Below are 19,660 nucleotides of genomic sequence, written 5' to 3'. Positions count from 1 at the left end.
TCTATTTGTATTACTAAATTTCACTTATATATAGATTGATTTTTTTTAGATTGATATTCATACAAAAAAATAATATTTATAATTAAATACTAACTAATTCAACAGTTTGATTTTTAGAGGTTGAATTTTGTTTACTTAACAGGTGATTACTATGGAAGAAAGATTACAAAAATTTATGGCAAGTTGTGGAGTAGCATCAAGAAGAAGTTGCGAGAAAATAATAAAAGAAGGAAGAGTAAAGGTCAATGGTAGTGTAGTTCAGGAACTGGGTATTAAAATTGATGTAGATTTAGATGAGGTTTTGGTAGATGGCAATAAGATCTTTATTGAAGAAAAAAAAGTATATATTATGCTCAATAAACCAGAGGGATATTTATGTACATTAAAGGATGAAAGAGGAAGAAAAACTGTACTGGATTTGGTAAAGGTAAATGAAAGAATTTTTCCTATAGGTAGACTTGATTATGATACCTCAGGATTATTGATTATGACTAATGATGGCGAAGTGTATAATAAAGTAATACATCCCAGTAAAAAAATAGATAAGGTTTATGAAGCCATTATAAAAGGTCAGCCTTTCAAAGAAGAGATAAAAAGATTTTGTAATGGAATAGATATAGGTAATTATATTACAGCGCCAGCAAAGATTAAGATAATTGAAGGTAATGAAGAGAAATCCAAGGTGGAAATTACAATACATGAAGGTAAAAAGAGGCAAATAAGAAGGATGTGTAAGGCCATAAAGCATCCTGTAATTACTTTAAAAAGATTATCTATCGGTAAAATAGCTTTAAATACAAGCCTAAAAAAGGGTCAATGGAGATATTTGGAAAATAGTGAAATAGAATATCTTAAAAATTTATAATTCATTTGTCTAAAATTTTTGATAAATGAATTAATTCATGAAAAATATGTAGTGAAAATGAATACATTATTGAAAAATTTACAATTTGATGATAAAATTAAATAAATGTTTTGCGTAGGCTTCATTTTTAAGAAAGGGCTGATTTGTTATGGATAATAGTGAGGAAAGCGGCAAGCAGGATTTGATGAGAACTATTCAGCTAAAATTTCAAAGACTTAGTAAAGGCCAGAAATTAATAGCTGAATACATATTAAAGCATTATGATAAAGCTGCATTTATGACAGCGGCAAAATTAGGTGTAAGTGTTGGAGTGAGTGAATCTACGGTAGTTAGATTTGCCAATGAATTGGGCTTTAGTGGTTATCCTAAATTACAAAAAGCTTTACAGGAATTGATAAAAAATAAATTAACTACAGTTCAAAGATTAGAACTTTCAAATAATTTTATAAGTGAAGAAAATGCATTAAAGGGTGTTTTGAAATCTGATATGGAAAATATAAGGACTACCCTTGAAAAAATAAATCATCGTGCTTTTGAAGATGTGGTTAATTGCATTTTTGCAGCAAGAAAAATATATATAATTGGTCTTAGAAGTTCAACAGCATTATCTGAGTTCTTGGGTTTCTATTTAAATTTAATTTTAGATAATGTCAATATAGTTGCCTATGGTATGAGCGATATATTTGAGCAGCTGATTAACATATCCCATGAGGATCTTGTAATAGGCATAGGGTTTCCAAGGTATGCTATAAGAACTATAGAGGCACTTAATTATGCACAAAGCAGGGGGACAAAGGTAGTAGCTATAACTGACAGTTTACTGTCACCTTTAGCCACAAAAGCTGACTACACTCTGATAGCACAGAGTAATATGGCATCTTTTGTGGATTCTTTAGTGGCGCCCTTAAGTGTAATAAATGCATTAATTGTAGCTGTTGGACTTAGGGAAAAAGAAAAAATATCACGTACTTTTGAAGATTTGGAAAATATATGGAAAGAATATCAAGTGTATTCCTTTAAAGCTAGCGAGGAAAGATAAAACATATACACTAAGTTTAGTATATATGTTAAACTTTTAAGGAATCTTGGTACCGGCGAAAGCGACGTAGTCGCTTTTTTTCTTTGTAAGTATATTAAAGGAATTTAAAGATTATAGGGAGTGATTTTTTGAAACGAGTTATAGTTGTTGGTGGAGGACCAGCAGGTATTATGGCTGCTATGGCAGCTGCTGAAAGAAATAAAGTATTACTAATTGAAAGAAACGAAAAATTAGGAAAAAAATTATATATTACGGGCAAGGGAAGATGTAATGTAACTAATAATAAGGATATTAGTGAATTCTTTGATTTTATTCCTGGAAATCCTGAATTTCTATATAGTTCTTTATATACCTATAATAATATTGATATTATAAATTATTTTGAAGAAATGGGAGTAAATCTAAAAGTAGAAAGAGGAGATAGGGTTTTTCCAAAATCTGATAAGTCTTCCGATATAATAAATGCATTGAGGAGATCTCTAGAGAATAAAAATGTAGAAATTATGTTGAATACACGAATAAGTAGTATTAATATAGAAAATGATAGGATAAAAAGCTTAATTACAGATGATGGAAAGTTAATTAAAGGGGATCATTTTATAATATGTACAGGAGGATTATCCTATCCTCAAACAGGTTCTACGGGAGATGGATTAGTTTTTGCTAAAAAAGCCGGTCATAATATTACTAAAATCAAGCCTTCTCTTGTTCCTATAGAAGTAAAAGAGCCATGGATAAAAGATCTTCAGGGACTTTCTCTTAAAAATGTGGAGCTGCTTATTAAAAACAATCATAAGACAGTATACAGAGAATTTGGAGAAATGCTATTTACTCATTACGGAGTATCTGGTCCTATTGTATTAAAGGCCAGTAGAATTATTGATGAAAAAGAAGATATGTCCGTTGTGATAAACTTAAAACCAGCTTTAAAGACTGAGGAACTGGATAAGAGGATACAAAAAGACTTTGTAAAATTTTCAAATAAGGACTTTAAAAACTCTTTAAATGAATTACTTCCTCAAAAGTTAATCAATACTATTGTTAATCTTTCAGGTATAGATGAAAATAAAAAAGTAAATTCTATAACGAAAGAGGAAAGAAGAAGACTAGTTAATATTATACAGAATTTCACTTTACAGGTTAAGGGTTTACGTGGAATTGAAGAAGCCATAGTTACTTCAGGAGGAGTGGATATAAAAGAAATAGATCCATCTACCTTAAAATCAAAGCTAATAAATAATTTATCCTTTGCAGGAGAAGTAATGGATGTTGATGCATATACTGGTGGATACAATATACAGATAGCTTTTTCTACAGGACACCTGGCAGGAGAAAATATAGATTAATGCATTTTATATTATATATGCTTAAAAATAATAATTTGTTAATTTATAATAAGTTTAAAGGATTTTAATTTTTTTTATAGAATATATAAAAAGTGAACTTTTTGTGTAAGAAAGGCGGATTATAATTGAGATTGTCTGTAGCCATAGATGGACCTGCTGGAGCAGGTAAAAGTACCATAGCAAAAATAATAGGCAAAAATTTTAATCTTATGTATATAAATACGGGAGCAATGTATAGAGCCATAACTGTAATGGCCATTAGAAACAACATAACTTACTTAGAAATAGAAAAATTATGTAAACTTACAGACTCTTTAGAAATGCATTTTGATAAAGATAAAATTATTGTGAATAATGAAGATTTAAGTGATAAAGTAAATATGCCTGATATTAGTAAGCAGGTATCAAATTATGCTGCCGTTTCTGAAATAAGAGAAAGGCTTGTAAGACTTCAAAGAAAAATGTCTGAAAAATATGATGTAGTTATGGATGGAAGAGATATTGGAACTGTGGTTTTAAAGGATGCTGCTTTTAAATTTTATTTAACTGCTTCTCCAGAAAAGAGAGCAAGAAGAAGATTTGAAGAATTTATGACTAAGGGTATTGATGTAGATTATGAAAAAATACTTAGTGACATAATAAAAAGAGATTACATAGATTCCCATAGAGAAGTGAATCCTTTAACTAAGGCAGAAGATGCTATAGAAATAGATTCTTCTGACATGACTATTGAACAAGTAGTAGATTTTATAACTAATCGTATAAGAAAAGATATTTGTGAGGCTTCAGGCATCTTCAAAAAATAACTTGGTCAGTATGCTAGCCTATTTTGAATTCTACTGCGTCAGCAGAACCCTCAGATAGTTTACTATCATCAGAACCTGTTTCCTTGTTGAATTCAAAATATTTGCCGCATCTTTGACTTGTTATTTATTTTCAGATGCCTTAGTTTAATTCTGAGGTGGTTTTTAGATGAAAAAAATTATTCTAGCAGATAGTGCAGGTTTTTGTTTTGGTGTAAAAAGAGCTGTTGATATAGCAATGAGTACAGAAAAAAAATATAATAAAAAAATTTATACCTTAGGTCAGCTAATTCATAATAATGATGTAGTTAAATATCTGGAAGAAAATAATATTTATGCAATTGATATTGAAGATATAGATAAATTAAATGAAAATGATATTGTTATAATACGATCTCATGGTATTTCTCCTGATATACTAAAATTATTAAAAGATAAAAATTTAAATGTTGTAGATTCTACTTGTCCATTTGTGGCTAAAATACATGAAAAAGTAAAAGAATATAGTGAAAATGGTTATGGAATTATTATTGTTGGAGATAAAGATCATCCAGAAGTAATGGGCATAAATGGTTGGTGTGGTGATAAAGCTATTATTTCAAAAAAAGGTGAAAACCTAGATAGCATTCCACAAAAAATATGCATAGTTGCACAGACTACAGAAAAGCAGGAAAATTGGGAAAAGGTATTATCAATAGTATCAGAAAAAGCTAAGGATGTAGTATCTTTTAATACTATATGCAGTGCTACAGAAATAAGACAAAAAAAGGCAGAAGAATTATCAAAAAACTCAGATGTGGTAGTAGTAATTGGAGCACATCATAGTTCTAATACTACTAAGCTCTATGAAATATGCAAAAGCAATTGTGAAAATACAATACATGTAGAAAATTCAGGTGAAATACCTGATGAATTATATAAAGAAAAAAATAATATTATAATAGGCGTTGCAGCAGGAGCTTCAACACCAGATTGGATTATAAAGGAGGCAATAAATAAAATGAGTGATGAGCAAAATGTAGAAGGTATGAATGAAGTAATTAGAATGATGGATGAAAATGAAAAGAAGGTTTATGTAGGTGCTTTATTAAAAGGAGAAATAATACAAATTAATGAAAAAGAAGCATTTTTAAATATTGGATATAAAAATGATGGTATACTTCCTTTAAGTGAAGTTACCAGTGATCAAAATGTAAAATTAACTGATTTATTTACTGTAGGTGAAGAAATAGAAACTAAGGTAATAAAATTAAAAAATGAAGATAATTATGTAGTTCTTTCAAGAAGTGAACTTGAGAGAGATGAGGGACTTAAAGCTATAAAGGAAGCTTTTGAAAGTAAAGCTCCTATAAAAGTACTAGTAAAAGAAGAAGTTAATGGGGGGCTTGTATCAAGATACAAGGGAATAAGAGTATTTATTCCAGCCTCTCATATAGAACTCTATCATGTAGATGATCTAAGTGCTTATGTAGGGAAAGAATTAGAAATCAACATAATTGAATTTTCAAAGAGAAGAAATACTACTAGAATTGTAGGTTCAAGGAGAGATTTGTTAAAGTCAGTTAAGCAAGAATCAGAGGAAAAGACATGGGAATCCTTAGAAAAGGGTCAAATAGTAGAAGGTCAGATAAAGAGACTTACAAACTTTGGAGCTTTTATTGATATAGATGGAGTTGATGGACTTTTACATGTATCTGAAATATCTTGGGGAAGAATAGAAAAACCTTCTGATGTATTAAAGGTTGATGAAAAAATTAAAGTATATATTTTAGATGTAGATAAGGAAAATAAGAAATTATCTCTTAGCGTTAAGAAACTAGTTGAAGATCCTTGGGTAAATGTAGAAGAAAAATATCCTGTGGGTTCAGTGGTACTAGGTAAAGTTGTACGTTTTGCTACTTTCGGCGCTTTTGTTGAACTAGAACCAGGAGTAGATGCACTTGTACACATATCAGAAATAAGCCATAAGAGAATAGCTAAACCTTCAGATGTACTTAGTATAGGAGAAGAAGTTAAGGCTAAAATTCTTGATGTAAATAAGGAAGATAAAAAAATAGGTCTTAGTATAAAAGAAGTTGAAGAAACTGTTGATTAGTAATAATTACTATTGTAAAAGATATAAATAAAATATATTTTAATTAATGAGCAAAAGGTATGCGTTTAACATGAATTATGGAACGCATACCTTTTGCTTGTTGTAATAAATTATAGTTAAAAGTAATATATTTTATCATTGAGAGTATAGGGGGATTTGTATGGAACAAATTAAGAACTTCAATACTACCAATGATTTAACAGATTATGAAATAAGCATGATAAAAAATGTAATGAATAAATACGATGTAACAATTAATTCTATAGAAAAAGTAAGAAGTGCTTATAAGATAAAAACAGAAAATGAGTTATTATGCTTAAAGAGAATAAAACATGGCAAAATGAAACCTATAAATGGAAGTATTCTTGTAGAAGAATTAAAAAGAAATAATTTTAATAAGGTGCCAGAATATATAAGAACTAAAAATAATAAATTTTTTGTGAAGTATAAAGGATCTATTTTTTATGTAATTAAGTGGATTAATGGTAATGAATGTACCATGAAAAATTTAGATGAGGCTGTTAATTGTGCTAAATTATTAGGAGAATTTCATTTAGCTACCAGTAAAATAGATAAAAGAAAATTATATTTAAGAGATAACACAAAAAATTGGAATAAAATTTTTACAAAATACCTAAGGGACATAAAGAATTACAAAGAAATTATAAATAATAAAATTACTATTAATGAATTTGATAGATTATATGAAAAAAATATAGAGTATTTTTATCTTAGAGGTATTTTTGCTCTTAATTTATTAAATCAGTCTTCTTATCACAACTTTAATTATGAAAATAAAACAATTTGCCATGACAGCTATTATTATCAGAATATAATAAAAAGAGATAATGATTACTATATAGTAGATTTAGATAGCATTGTAATTAATCTAAAGATTTACGATTTGGGTAAAATGATAAATAGACTTATGTATAATAGCCATTATAAATGGGACTTTAGTAAAGCTAAAATTTTAATAGAAGCCTATAATTCAGTGAATAAACTTTCCTTAGAGGAACTAGAAATAATGTTGGCCCATATTATTTTTCCAAGAAAGTTTTGGAAGCTAGGTAAAAAGAGATATGTTAAAGAAAAGGATTGGGAAGAAAGCAAATACATTCATAAATTAAAACGAATTATTAAGTTTAATGATAAACAGAAAAAATTTATTGAGGCTTATAAAATTTATTTGTATGATTTTGTTTAATAACAAGTTAATTAATTGACAATAATGACATAAATATTTATACTTATGCATATAAAAGCAAATAAAAACCAGAATTTGACCTATATATTCTCCATAAGATAAAGACAAAATATATGGGCTTTAGATACAATTTTGTTATAATTCTATTTTCCCTAAATTAGCGTAGGTAATAAATAATTTGTTTCTTTAAAAATGTTTTAAATCAGTATAAAGTATAAGAGGGTTAGTATGTACAATTGTATAGATTTAAATAAAACAAATATTTACAATCTAAAGAAGCTTGGAGCTTTTGGAACTAAATTTAATAATTTAAATAAGGATTTTTTCAATTTCTATGATAATTTGAATTTTGTTCAAAAATATTTTCAAAGAAAAAGAGTTAAAATTTTAAATTATGGTGAGGAATCCATAGGATATATTTGGACTACAAATAATTTTAGAGCAGTTTATACCATAGAGGCAATGAATGTATTGCCAAGTAGTAATTTGAATTTGAAAAAATGCTATGAAAAGTTATTACACTCAGTTAGTAACAAAGGTGTTTTTATTTATGAATGTGAAAAAAATGATTATAATTTTAAAACTTTGGAAGATATAGGTTTTAAGGTTGTAAATGGAACACTAGAAATGTGCTGTTCTTTAGAGGATGATTATAATTTTAAAATGAAAGATGATATAACTATTGAAAATCTAATTTTAAATAGAGATGAGAAAAAAAGATGCGACATACAAAATGATATCTTTAAGAAAGATGGAAGAACTCCTTTAGATGTTGAGGATATATATTTCGATCAATGCCAAAATTATTATTTTCAGCAGGGATGCTTTTTTATAAAGCTTAAAAATTTTGTTATAGGTTATGGACAGATAATAATAAATGATGGTATTCCTGTAATTGTTAATTTTGGCATCGTTGATAAATTCAGAGGTAGGGGTTACGGTAGGCTTTTTTTAATATTTTTGCTTTCTAAAGCGAAAGAAAATAATTTTAAAGAGATATTTATAAGAGTAGATTCTTCAAATACCATTGCTTTAAACTTGTATGGAACTGTGGGTTTTAAAGTAAAAAAGGAAATATGCACTTGGAAATTTAAAGTACATTAAAGAGAAATATTCTAAAAGTAAGTAATAAATTTAGTATTTATTGTTGCTGCCCATTTATTTCCACTATATTTAAATAGGAGCTGTTTAAAATGTGTTTTCAATTATTTTAAACAGCTCCTATTTATTCTAGATATTATCAAAAAGGTCATCTAAGGGTACATAGGATGTAGGTGTATTTAATAGGTTCCTATTTGGTATTCTTTCAAAATACATTCTATCTTTAATTGTTTCATATTTTAGCTCTTCATCTTTTGTTTCCAATTTAGCATCATACATAGAAAACAACCTCCTTATCAATGAATCTTACTCAGTGGGAGTTTGTATTTCCACTGAGTTTAGATGAATTATCCAGGGACGTGCCGGTGTTATCTCCACCTTTAGAAAAGCAGGCAAAACAAAATTTAGTTTGTATTTGATCGCTTTCACAGAGTGCGGTGGAGTGTTACAGCGCCTAGTCATCGGATAAAGTGGATTTATTTCTATATTAGTATTCTCAGCATATATAAAAATAATTCTAAGAATTTACAAGATTTTTAACTATTTTCATATAAAATATCAAATAATTTTTTTTAGGATTACAAAAAGTTATAAGCTTTTATTTTGATATAAAATAAAGTATAATGTATTAGGCATTCTAAAATAGATAACAAGAGACATGTATTAGTTAAGGCAAAGATTAAAGGTTTGATAAGGCATGTGAAAATAAATAGTAAGCCAAAGATGCGACGAATATTTTGAATCCAACAAGGAAGCAGGTTCCGAGGATAGTGGGCTATCTGAGGGTTCTGCTGACGCAGTAGGATTCAAAATAGGCTAGCATACTGACTAGTTATTTATTTGAATATGCCTAAAGCAAAGAGGTGAAGTTAATGGAAAACAATATTAAAAAATTTTATATAGAAACTTGGGGCTGTCAGATGAACGAAGAGGATTCCGAAAAGCTTTCAGGAATGTTAAAAATAAGTGGTTATGAAAAGACAGATAATAAAAAAAGTGCTAATTTGATCATATTTAATACCTGCTGTGTAAGAGAAAATGCAGAACAGAAGGTTTTTGGGAATTTGGGAGCCTTGAAGAGTGTTAAAGAAAAAAATCCTGATTTGATAATTGGGATTTGTGGATGTATGATGCAGCAAGATGACATGGCAAATACTATTATAAAAAAATTCCCATTTGTAGATATAATTTTTGGAACTCATAATTCGCATATGCTGCCAGAGTATTTAAATAGAGTTAAGCAAGAAGGTAAATCCATCGTTGAAATATGGGATAAGGAAAAGGGTATAGTTGAAGGATTACCTGTAGATAGACTTAGTAAAATTAAGGCTTTTGTAACTATAATGTATGGATGTAATAATTTTTGCACTTATTGCATAGTTCCATATGTGAGAGGAAGAGAAAGAAGTAGAACTCCTGATGATATAGAGAAGGAAGTAAGAGAACTTGTAGAGGAAGGTTACAAAGAAATAACTCTATTAGGCCAAAATGTAAATTCTTATGGAAAGGATCTAAGTCCAGCTTTGGATTTTGCAGATTTACTTTTAAGAATAGATAAGATTAATGGTTTAGAGAGAATAAGATTTATGACATCACATCCTAAAGATTTATCATTTAAGGTAATAGAAGCAGTTAGAGATGGTGAAAAGATTTGTGAGCATATACATTTGCCAGTACAATCTGGTTCTTCAAGACTTCTTAAAAAAATGAATAGACATTATGATAAGAAGTACTATATTGATCTTATAAGAAATATAAAAAGAGAAATTCCAAATATAGCTTTGAGTACAGATATTATTGTAGGTTTTCCAGGAGAAACTGAGGAAGATTTCAAAGACACCTTAGATTTAATAAGAGAAGTAGAGTACGATTCTGCCTTTACTTTTTTATATTCCCCTAGAAAGGGAACGCCGGCAGCAGAAATGGATGAAATGGTTAGTGAAGAGGTAAAGCATGAGAGATTCAACAGACTTGTAAATTTAGTAAATGAAATAAGTGCTAAAAAAAATAGGGAATATAATAATGAAATTGTAGAAGTATTAGTAGAGGGAACCAGTAAAAATGATGAAACTAAGCTTATGGGAAGAACTAGAACGGGTAAGCTGGTGAATTTTGAAGGCTCAAAAGAAAATATAGGAAATTTAGTTAAAGTGAAAATAACGAAGGCACAGTCATTTTCATTATATGGTGAAGAAGTTTAAAATTGAATTGAACAAGTAATCTCCTGAGGTATTGGTATATTTATATTTTTATAAAAATTTTTAAGAAAGAAGTTAAATATGATTGAAGTTTTCAAAGATTACTTGCTGAATTGAAGTCAAATATATGAATATAAAAAATATCTTAAATTTAGTGAGATAGGGAGAGTTGTATATATGGGATTAACACCAATGATGCAGCAGTACATGAGTGTAAAAGAAAATTGCAAAGATTGTATATTATTTTTTAGACTTGGTGATTTCTATGAAATGTTTTTTGAAGATGCTAAAATAGCTTCAAGGGAATTGGAATTAGTTCTTACAGGAAAAGACTGTGGACTCTCTGAAAGGGCGCCAATGTGTGGTGTGCCCTTTCATTCTGCCAATATGTATATAACTAAACTTATAAGTAAAGGTTATAAAGTAGCAATTGGAGAGCAGCTAGAAGATCCAGCAGCGGCTAAGGGAATAGTAAAAAGGGGTATAGTGAAAATAGTTACTCCTGGTACTTATACGGATTCTTCCTTTTTAGAGGATACAAAGAACAACTACATAATGAGTATTTTTGTAGATAAAGATAAATTCGGTATCAGCATAGCAGATGTGTCCACAGGAGAATTTAATTGTACTTCCTGGAATTTAGAAATGGAGTTAATTATAAATGAGATATCAAAGTATTCCCCAAAGGAAATATTAATTCAGGAGAGCTTAGATAAAAAATTATTGGAAGCCATAAAAGAAAGATTTAACTGCTCCTTTACTAAATTTCAAGATGAATTCTTCAATAAGGGTGCCTATGAAAATTTAAAAGAACAATTTTTAAATTTTCAGGAGAAAAAATATGATGATTTAATTGTAGCTAGTGCCAACGGATTATTAAGATATCTAATGGATACTCAAAAGATTTCTTTAAGCCATATTGATAATATGACTCATTATAATGTAGTAGACTATATGAGTATTGATGTGAATTCCAGAAGAAATCTAGAACTTACAGAAACTCTCAGGGAAAAGAGTAAAAGGGGATCACTGCTTTGGGTATTAGATAAAACCAGCACAGCTATGGGCGGAAGGCAGCTTAGAAGGTGGATAGAAGAGCCTTTAATAGATGCAAAGGTTATAAATGAAAGGCTTGATTCAGTACAAGAATTTACAGAAAATTTATCTATTCATGAAGATTTAAAAAATGCATTAAAACAAGTTTATGATATTGAAAGATTGGTTGGTAAAATATCTACCCTTAGCGTAAATGCAAAGGAATTAATATTTCTTAAAAACTCTATAGAAAAATTACCAGGTATAAAGGAAATATTAAAGGACTCTAAGAGTACTTTGTTAAAGGACATATACGAAAAGCTGGATGATTTAAAGGATATATATGATATTTTAGATAGTGCTATTTTAGATTCACCTTCTGTTTCGGTTAAAGAGGGAAATATAATTAAAGATGGTTATAATAATAATGTGGATGAACTTCGTCAGGCAAAGGCTCATGGAAAAGAATGGATAGCAAAGCTTGAGAGCAGTGAAAGAGAAGAAACTGGCATTAAGTCCTTAAAGGTGAGTTATAATAAAGTATTTGGTTATTATATAGAGATTACAAAGTCTAATTTAAATTTGGTACCTGAAGGAAGATATATAAGAAAGCAAACTCTAGCAAATTGTGAAAGATATATAACTGAAGAACTTAAAATAATGGAAGAAAAAATTCTTGGTGCGGAAGAAAAACTTATAAATGTAGAATATGAGCTCTTTGTATCCATAAGAGATGAGATATCAAAACATATAGACCGAATGAAGAAGAGTGCAAAACTGCTATCTGAACTTGATTGCCTTTGTTCTTTTGCCAGTGTAGCTTTAGAAAATAACTATTGCAAGCCTAAAATAGTTGAAGACGGAGCTATAGAAATTCAAGAGGGAAGACATCCTGTTGTAGAAAACATGCTTTCAGCAGGTGCTTTTGTTGCCAATGATACTAAAATAAATACTACAGATGAACAGCTTATGTTAATTACAGGACCCAATATGGCTGGTAAATCAACTTATATGAGACAGGTAGCATTAATAGTTGTTATGGCTCAAATTGGAAGCTTTGTTCCAGCAAGGGAGGCAATTATTTCAGTTTGTGATAAAATATTTACAAGGATTGGTGCTTCAGATGATTTGGCAGCAGGTAAAAGTACCTTTATGGTAGAAATGTGGGAGGTTTCAAATATATTAAAGAATGCCACCACAAAAAGCCTTATTATATTAGATGAGGTTGGAAGGGGTACTAGTACTTATGATGGACTTAGTATAGCTTGGTCTGTAGTAGAATATCTATGTATCAATAAGGATGTAAAATGTAAAACTCTTTTTGCTACCCACTATCATGAGTTAACTTCTCTTGAAGGAGTAATCCATGGCCTTAAAAATTATTCAATAGCAGTAAAACAAATTCAGGATGATATTGTATTTTTAAGAAAGATAGTGAGTGGGGGGGCAGACCAATCCTATGGTATAGAGGTAGCTAAGCTTGCAGGACTTCCTGAAAAAGTAACCTCTAGAGCAAAGGAAATACTAGAGGAGCTAGAAAGAGAAAATAAAAATGAAATTGCTGTTGATTCTATAAGTAAGGTTTCAAAGGAAAAGAATACAAAACAGAAAAAGAAAAAAGATAGTGAAATAGTTCAATTGGGCTTTGAAGACATAAAAAAAGATGAATTTTTAAAGAATGTTGCCAGCGTTGATATAATGAATATGACACCTATGGATTGTATGAATGCACTATATAAAATCGTAAAGGATGCAAAAAATCTTTAATAGAGAATATAAGGTGATAATTTGAAGAAAATAAATTTGCTAAATGAGGAGACTTCAAATAAAATAGCTGCAGGAGAAGTACTTGAAAGGCCTTCTTCCGCAGTAAAGGAATTGGTGGAAAACGCCATTGATGCACATTCAAAGGTTATAACTATAGAAATTGAAGAGGGTGGGCAAAAACTCATAAGGGTCTCTGATGACGGTGATGGAATAGATTCAGAGGATATTGAGATTGCTTTTTTGCCCCATGCTACAAGTAAAATAAGTTCTATTGAAGACATATATTCAATTAATACTCTAGGTTTTAGAGGAGAAGCTCTTCCAAGTATTGCGGCAGTTTCTCATACCATTTTAAAGAGCAGGTCAAAGGATTCTCAGGGTGGTAAAGAAATTTCTATAAGTGGTGGAGTTAAAAATTATATAAAAGATGTGGGCTGCAGTATTGGTACCTCTATAGAAGTAAAAGATATTTTTTATAACGTGCCAGCAAGACAAAAATTTTTAAAATCCTCTCAAAGAGAGGCAGCATTAATATCAGATATAATAAACAGATTGGCACTGGCCCATTCTAATATATCCTTTAGATTAATTAATAAGGGTAAAAAGGTAATTAATACTTATTCTACAGAAAATTTATTTGATACCATAAGAAATATTTATGGCAAGAACACCTCAGACAATATTATAAAATTTGAAAAGCATGGGGATATAGCATCAGTTTATGGTTATGTAGGCAATGCTGAAATAAGCAGAGGAAGTAGAAATAATCAAAGTGTTTTTGTAAATAAAAGATATATAAAAAACAAACTCATAGCTACAGCTGTGGAAAATGCAGTTAAATCCTTTTTGATGATAAATAAATATCCCTTCTTCGTATTATTTTTAGACATATACCCGGAGTTTGTAGATGTAAATGTTCATCCTACAAAGTCAGAGGTAAAGTTTCAAAATGATAGAGAGATATTTAAATTAGTGTTTGACGCTGTTCATGATGCCATTAAAGATAGCTTTAAGGATAATTTTGAAGTTGAAATGGAAAATTCAATGGAACTAGTTAAGGATTCTATTCCAAAGGTAAAGGAAAATATTCAAATTCCTATAGATTTAAAATCCTATGAAAATATGATAACAATAGATAACGATATTAATTCCAGTGAGGAATCCATAAAGGGAGATAATCTATATGATAATAAAGGAAATGTGCCTTTAGAAAATATAACCTCTTCTGTCTATGAAAAAATTTCTCAGGGAGATTCTAATTATTCATCTGATGTAAATAATAATTTAAATGAAAGTAAAGAGGTAGTGTTACCTAAGTTTCCAGCTCTTAGAATTATAGGCCAGTATCATAATACATATATTCTGGCTGAAAGCTCAGAGGATTTTTATTTAATTGATCAGCATGCTGCTCACGAAAAAATATTATTTGAAAAATACACTAAGGAAATAAAAAATAGCAGTGTAAGTGCCCAGATACTTCTAACACCTGAGATTGTAGAAATGAGTCCTGAGGATTTTATATATTATGTAGAGAATAAAAATATATTTTCAAATGCAGGTTTTAGCATAGAGATTTTTGGTGAAAACACTGTAAGTATCAGGGAAGTACCTAATTTTTTAGGAAGGCCTCAGCTTAAAGATTTATTTTCATCTATTATAGATAATCTTAAAAATTTAGGCTCTGGTGATACCTATGAAGTAAAATATAATAAGATAGCCACTCTTGCTTGTAAGGCAGCTATTAAGGCAAATGATACTTTAAATATAGAAGAGATGAAAGCTTTGGTGGAACAGCTGAGATATATAGATGAACCCTTTAATTGTCCTCATGGGAGACCAACTATAATAAAGATGACCCTTTATGATGTGGAAAAGAAATTTAAGAGAATACAATAATACATCCAAAAATGAGTAGTAATATATAGATGCAAAGTATATTTTGTATTATATTTTTTGATGATGCCTAAGGTGTAGAGGAGGTAAATATTAGTGCTAAGCTAATAGATGATATGGAAGATTTATTAATTTTAAGCGGACCTACAGGAGTAGGAAAAACAGATATCTCCATTAAAGTTGCTAAAAAAATAGGTGGGGAAATTATTTCTGCAGATTCAATGCAAATATATAAGTATATGGATATAGGCTCTGCAAAAATAACAAAAGATGAAATGGAAGGAATACCTCATTATATTATTGATATTGCAGAACCCAGTGATGAATTTAGCGTGGCACAGTATAAACAATTGGCAGAACGCAAAATAACAGAACTTGCTTCTGCGGGTAAATATCCAATGCTTGTAGGTGGAACTGGATTGTACATAAATTCATTAATTTTTAACTATGAGTTTACTGGAACCTATAAGGATGCTGAATATAGAAAATATTTAGAGGTTCTAGCTGACAAAAATGGCAAAGAGTTTGTACATGAAATGCTAAAGGAAATAGATGTAAATTCATATAACAGGCTATATCCTAATGATCTTAAAAGAGTCATAAGAGCCTTAGAAGTATATAAGCTTACAGGAAAGACTATAAGTGAGTTAAATGAAAATCAAGATATATATAATATTCCATACAATGTTCACTATTTTGTATTAAATATGGATAGAGAAAGATTGTATAATAGAATAAATAGAAGAGTAGATATAATGCTTGAAAAAGGGCTGGTAGATGAAGTAATAAAACTAAAAAATATGGGGTATAATTCAAATATGCAGTCTATGAAGGGAATAGGTTATAAAGAAATATTATATTATTTAGATGGTGAAATTTCGCTTCAGAAGGCTGTTGAAATGATAAAACAGGGCAGCAGAAATTATGCTAAAAGACAGTTGACCTGGTTTAGAAAGGACAAGAGAGTAAAATGGATTGATAAAGATAAATTTAATGATGAGGATGAAATTGTTGATTTTATTGTAAACAATCTTAAAGAAAATGAATAGTAATATGTTTAATAAATTAGAGAATTAAAAAACTTAGATAAAAATAAGAGGATTTAGTCAATTTTTATAGAATACTTATATAAAACAAACGGAGGTTGAAAATATGATTAATAAGTCCACAAATAATTTGCAGGATATATTTTTAAATGGATCAAGAAAGAATAGAATACCAGTTACAATTCATTTGACAAATGGATTTCAACTTAAAGGAAATGTAAAGGGATTTGATAGTTTTACAGTAATTATTGATTGTGATGGAAAGCAAATGATGATCTACAAACATGCAATTTCAACTATTACTCCTTTAAAACCAATATTATTTAATCAAAATATAGAGGATGAAACAAGAGAGTAGGTATTTGCCTATTCTTTTTTTCTGTGCTAATATATTTAGTGGTTTATATGAATATTGGTTGAATCTATATTATTTTATATATAAAAAAGGAAGTTATATTTAATTTTCAAATGTTTAAGAGGGGGATATACAAATGATAGAATTTACAAAGAATTTATTAATAGATAAATATAACATAAAAGAAGAAGTAATTAAATTGGCAGATAAGGCTTTAGAAGATATTAAGAGTGAATTTAATAGATATGATGCCATTAGAGAATATAATCAACTAAAGGTATTAAATGCCTTTCAGGAAGAGAGAATAAGTGATTCTCATTTTACTAATAGTACAGGATACGGATATGGTGATATAGGAAGGGATAGCTTAGATAAAGTATATGCAAGGGTTTTCGAAACGGAAAGTGCTCTTGTAAGACCACATTTTGTAAATGGAACTCATGCCATTGGGGCAGCTCTTTTTGGCAATTTGAGAACAGGTGATACTATGCTTTCTATTTGTGGAACTCCTTATGATACATTACATAATATAATAGGTATAAGTAAGGAAAAGAACATAGGTTCTCTTATGGAATATGGAGTAAAATATAAAAAAATTGATTTAAATGAAGAGGGCGAATTTGATTTTCAGGCTATAGAAAAGGTATTAAAGGAAGATGAAAGTATAAAATTAGTTCACATACAAAGATCCACTGGTTATGGCTGGAGGAAGGCTTTAACTATTAAAGAAATAAAAAATGTAATAGATTTTATAAAAGCTATTAGAGAAGATGTAATATGTTTTATTGATAATTGCTATGGTGAATTTATAGATATAAAGGAACCTACAGAAGTGGGGGCAGATTTAGCAGCTGGTTCTCTTATTAAAAATATAGGTGGAGGAATAGCACCTACAGGTGGTTATGTAGTTGGGAAAGAGGAATATGTAACGCAGGCTTCCTATAGACTTACCATACCTGGTATTGGAGGAGAATGTGGATCGACCTTTGGTGTTATGAGGTCTTTATATCAAGGATTATTTTTAGCACCTCATGTGGCAATAGAGGCACTAAAAGGAGCTGTATTTTGTGCAAGGCTTATGGAACTTGCCGGTTTTGAAGTCCTTCCTAAATTTAATGACAGTAGAAGTGATATTATACAGGCAATAAAATTTAATGATAAGGATAAGCTAATTAAATTTTGCAAGGGAATACAGAAGGGTTCTCCTATTGATTCCTTTGTGGAATGTGAACCATGGGATATGCCTGGATATGAAGATCAGGTTATAATGGCAGCAGGAGCCTTTATACAGGGAGCTTCCATAGAACTTTCAGCAGATGCACCTATAAGAGAACCGTTTATTGCATATTTACAGGGTGGTTTGACCTTTGATCATGCCAAAATAGGTATTATGATAGCTCTTTCAAATTTATATAGTGACTAGCAGTTGTAATACTTCACATTAATAAAAGATTTTGATTTTATGCTTTTTTGAAACGGAGGATGGCAGCGGCCATATTTGGACGATCCATGTAAATTCCGTAGAAATTTAAGTTTATGTGAATTAAAAAAGTAAGGTAGAAAGCATAATTTGTTTTCTACCTTACCTTTTAATAGCGTCTATATATACCTACTAACCTGCCTATAATATCACAGCTGGGAACAATTATCGGTTCCATGGTATGATTTTCAGGCTGAAGTCTTATATGATCCTTTTCTTTGTAGAATGTTTTTATGGTAGCTTCCTCGTTTATCAGTGCTACCACTATATCCCCATTAGATGCGGAACTTACCTTTTCAATGATTGCTAAGTCCTTATCATATATTCCAGCTTCTATCATGCTTTCGCCAGATATTTTAAGTATAAATAAATCATTATTATTTTTTATATATTCTAGTGGCAGTGGAAAATAATCCTCAATATTTTCTACTGCTAAAATTGGCTTACCAGCTGTAACTTTGCCTATTATTGGAATATCTATAAGCTCCTTTTTTACAACTGTGTCTTTAAGCAGTTCAATTGCTCTAGGTTTTGTAGGGTCTCTTTTTATAAGGCCCTTTTTTTCCATTCTAGAAAGATGACCATGTACGGTAGAGGTAGAACTTAAACCTACTTGAGCACAAATTTCTCTAACAGAAGGAGGATAGCCTTTATTTATAACTTCAGACTTTATGAATTCATATATTTCAGTCTGAATATCTCTATTATTATCTTTTGACATTGCTGCACCTCTAACTATAACAGTATTTTAGAAAATTATAACACATTATTATATATGATGCAAACTTATGTTCTGAAATTGTAAAAATTATAATTTAATAGCATGTGAGTTAAGGATAGTTTGAAGCATTAATTTATGACCTTCACTATTAGGGTGAATTCCATCGCTGTATAAATTATCTATATTATTACTATTTACAAAAGTAGTATAGAAATCTATTACATTAATATTGTTTTCGTAGGTAAAAGTTTTTATGTTTTCAGTGTATTGAAACAAATGTCCGTTTACTTTAGTATAATCTATATAATTATCCCAATAAATTTTAGCTAGAGTATCAATAACAGGGGGTTGTAGAGCTAAAATAGGAAGTATACTATTATTTTTAGCTTCCATTAATATAAATTTTATATTATCTATAATATTATCTAGAGAATAATTCAAAAGTAGGTCATTAGTTCCCGCCATAATTATTACATGAGAGGGCTTTAACTCCAGTATATCTCTATTAGATCGTGAAAGTATACCGGTGGTAGTATCACCATTTACACCTTTATTTATAGTTTTTATATTTAAACTTTTGTGAAGCAATTCAACCCAACATTCTTCGGAATGTACTCCATATCCATAGGTTAAGCTGTCGCCGATGCAAACTATTTTCATATTCCACTCAGACTCCTTGTTTCTAATAATTGATATTTTATTATATATT

The 19,660-nt window shown here is 29.5% G+C and carries 16 protein-coding genes; 13 read left to right on the top strand and 3 right to left on the bottom strand.

Features of this window, described 5'->3' with window-relative positions; translation table 11 throughout:
- The first annotated feature begins 151 nt into the window (after positions 1-151).
- The 7 genes from ABF633_RS09305 (at position 152) to ABF633_RS09275 (ending at position 8,459) form a co-directional block, all read left to right on the top strand.
- Positions 152-865: a pseudouridine synthase gene (locus ABF633_RS09305; RefSeq protein ID WP_415523425.1), complete on the top strand. Its 714-nt coding sequence runs from the start codon at positions 152-154 to the stop codon at positions 863-865.
- A 148-nt stretch (positions 866-1,013) separates the two neighbouring features.
- Positions 1,014-1,904 (top strand): MurR/RpiR family transcriptional regulator, encoded by an 891-nt coding sequence (locus tag ABF633_RS09300; protein ID WP_415523424.1) that lies wholly within the window; start codon positions 1,014-1,016, stop codon positions 1,902-1,904.
- 128 nt (positions 1,905-2,032) lie between these two features.
- Positions 2,033-3,250, top strand: coding sequence for an NAD(P)/FAD-dependent oxidoreductase (locus ABF633_RS09295; RefSeq protein ID WP_415523423.1), 1,218 nt, complete (start codon positions 2,033-2,035; stop codon positions 3,248-3,250).
- A gap of 125 nt (positions 3,251-3,375) precedes the next feature.
- Complete coding sequence (gene cmk, locus ABF633_RS09290; protein ID WP_415523422.1) at positions 3,376-4,056, top strand: (d)CMP kinase; 681 nt, start codon at positions 3,376-3,378, stop codon at positions 4,054-4,056.
- 166 nt (positions 4,057-4,222) lie between these two features.
- Positions 4,223-6,148 carry a bifunctional 4-hydroxy-3-methylbut-2-enyl diphosphate reductase/30S ribosomal protein S1 gene (locus tag ABF633_RS09285; RefSeq protein WP_415523421.1) on the top strand — a complete coding sequence of 642 codons (1,926 nt, stop codon included), beginning with the start codon at positions 4,223-4,225 and terminating at the stop codon, positions 6,146-6,148.
- 160 nt (positions 6,149-6,308) lie between these two features.
- A complete protein-coding gene (locus ABF633_RS09280) occupies positions 6,309-7,355 on the top strand; it encodes a CotS family spore coat protein (protein WP_415523420.1) in 1,047 nt (348 codons plus the stop codon).
- Between the two features lie 228 nt (positions 7,356-7,583).
- On the top strand, positions 7,584-8,459 hold the full coding sequence (locus ABF633_RS09275; RefSeq protein WP_415523419.1) for a GNAT family N-acetyltransferase: 876 nt from the start codon (positions 7,584-7,586) through the stop codon (positions 8,457-8,459).
- A 126-nt stretch (positions 8,460-8,585) separates the two neighbouring features.
- Here ABF633_RS09275 and ABF633_RS09270 read toward each other — a convergent pair whose 3' ends face one another.
- Positions 8,586-8,735: a hypothetical protein gene (locus ABF633_RS09270; RefSeq protein ID WP_415523418.1), complete on the bottom strand. Its 150-nt coding sequence runs from the start codon at positions 8,733-8,735 to the stop codon at positions 8,586-8,588.
- A gap of 593 nt (positions 8,736-9,328) precedes the next feature.
- Between ABF633_RS09270 and miaB the strand changes: the two genes are divergently transcribed.
- From miaB to ABF633_RS09240, 6 genes are all read left to right on the top strand, one after another.
- Positions 9,329-10,657: a tRNA (N6-isopentenyl adenosine(37)-C2)-methylthiotransferase MiaB gene (gene miaB / locus ABF633_RS09265; protein WP_415523417.1), complete on the top strand. Its 1,329-nt coding sequence runs from the start codon at positions 9,329-9,331 to the stop codon at positions 10,655-10,657.
- A gap of 174 nt (positions 10,658-10,831) precedes the next feature.
- Positions 10,832-13,456 (top strand): DNA mismatch repair protein MutS, encoded by a 2,625-nt coding sequence (gene mutS / locus ABF633_RS09260; RefSeq protein WP_415523416.1) that lies wholly within the window; start codon positions 10,832-10,834, stop codon positions 13,454-13,456.
- Between the two features lie 21 nt (positions 13,457-13,477).
- On the top strand, positions 13,478-15,352 hold the full coding sequence (mutL, locus tag ABF633_RS09255) for a DNA mismatch repair endonuclease MutL (RefSeq protein ID WP_415523415.1): 1,875 nt from the start codon (positions 13,478-13,480) through the stop codon (positions 15,350-15,352).
- 113 nt (positions 15,353-15,465) lie between these two features.
- Positions 15,466-16,398, top strand: a complete 933-nt coding sequence (gene miaA / locus ABF633_RS09250; protein WP_415523414.1) for a tRNA (adenosine(37)-N6)-dimethylallyltransferase MiaA — start codon at positions 15,466-15,468, stop codon at positions 16,396-16,398.
- A gap of 103 nt (positions 16,399-16,501) precedes the next feature.
- Positions 16,502-16,753, top strand: a complete 252-nt coding sequence (hfq, locus tag ABF633_RS09245) for an RNA chaperone Hfq (RefSeq protein ID WP_415523413.1) — start codon at positions 16,502-16,504, stop codon at positions 16,751-16,753.
- A 133-nt stretch (positions 16,754-16,886) separates the two neighbouring features.
- Positions 16,887-18,173, top strand: coding sequence for an aminotransferase class I/II-fold pyridoxal phosphate-dependent enzyme (locus ABF633_RS09240; protein WP_415523412.1), 1,287 nt, complete (start codon positions 16,887-16,889; stop codon positions 18,171-18,173).
- A gap of 166 nt (positions 18,174-18,339) precedes the next feature.
- Here the strand turns inward: ABF633_RS09240 and lexA are convergent, their stop codons facing one another.
- Both lexA and ABF633_RS09230 read right to left on the bottom strand, forming a co-directional pair.
- Positions 18,340-18,951, bottom strand: a complete 612-nt coding sequence (gene lexA / locus ABF633_RS09235) for a transcriptional repressor LexA (protein WP_415523411.1) — start codon at positions 18,949-18,951, stop codon at positions 18,340-18,342.
- A gap of 87 nt (positions 18,952-19,038) precedes the next feature.
- Entirely contained in the window at positions 19,039-19,611 is a 573-nt protein-coding gene (locus ABF633_RS09230) for a GDSL-type esterase/lipase family protein (RefSeq protein WP_415523410.1), read from the bottom strand.
- Between the last annotated feature and the right edge of the window lie 49 nt (positions 19,612-19,660).

It is taken from the genome of Clostridium sp. (genome assembly GCF_047718555.1).
Lineage (GTDB): Bacteria > Bacillota > Clostridia > Clostridiales > Clostridiaceae > Clostridium_I.
The sequence above is the reverse complement of the archived record's forward strand: the minus strand, read 5'-3'. Positions and strand labels throughout refer to the sequence as shown.

What these genes read in the sequence shown, in the direction of transcription:
- ABF633_RS09305 (WP_415523425.1), top strand. Translation starts at nt 152, where the DNA reads ATGGAAGAAAGATTACAAAAATTTATGGCAAGTTGTGGAGTAGCATCA.
- ABF633_RS09300 (WP_415523424.1), top strand. Translation starts at nt 1,014, where the DNA reads ATGGATAATAGTGAGGAAAGCGGCAAGCAGGATTTGATGAGAACTATT.
- ABF633_RS09285 (WP_415523421.1), top strand. Translation starts at nt 4,223, where the DNA reads ATGAAAAAAATTATTCTAGCAGATAGTGCAGGTTTTTGTTTTGGTGTA.
- ABF633_RS09280 (WP_415523420.1), top strand. Translation starts at nt 6,309, where the DNA reads ATGGAACAAATTAAGAACTTCAATACTACCAATGATTTAACAGATTAT.
- ABF633_RS09275 (WP_415523419.1), top strand. Translation starts at nt 7,584, where the DNA reads ATGTACAATTGTATAGATTTAAATAAAACAAATATTTACAATCTAAAG.
- ABF633_RS09270 (WP_415523418.1), bottom strand. Translation starts at nt 8,735, where the DNA reads ATGTATGATGCTAAATTGGAAACAAAAGATGAAGAGCTAAAATATGAA.
- miaB (WP_415523417.1), top strand. Translation starts at nt 9,329, where the DNA reads ATGGAAAACAATATTAAAAAATTTTATATAGAAACTTGGGGCTGTCAG.
- mutS (WP_415523416.1), top strand. Translation starts at nt 10,832, where the DNA reads ATGGGATTAACACCAATGATGCAGCAGTACATGAGTGTAAAAGAAAAT.
- miaA (WP_415523414.1), top strand. Translation starts at nt 15,466, where the DNA reads ATGGAAGATTTATTAATTTTAAGCGGACCTACAGGAGTAGGAAAAACA.
- hfq (WP_415523413.1), top strand. Translation starts at nt 16,502, where the DNA reads ATGATTAATAAGTCCACAAATAATTTGCAGGATATATTTTTAAATGGA.
- ABF633_RS09240 (WP_415523412.1), top strand. Translation starts at nt 16,887, where the DNA reads ATGATAGAATTTACAAAGAATTTATTAATAGATAAATATAACATAAAA.
- lexA (WP_415523411.1), bottom strand. Translation starts at nt 18,951, where the DNA reads ATGTCAAAAGATAATAATAGAGATATTCAGACTGAAATATATGAATTC.
- ABF633_RS09230 (WP_415523410.1), bottom strand. Translation starts at nt 19,611, where the DNA reads ATGAAAATAGTTTGCATCGGCGACAGCTTAACCTATGGATATGGAGTA.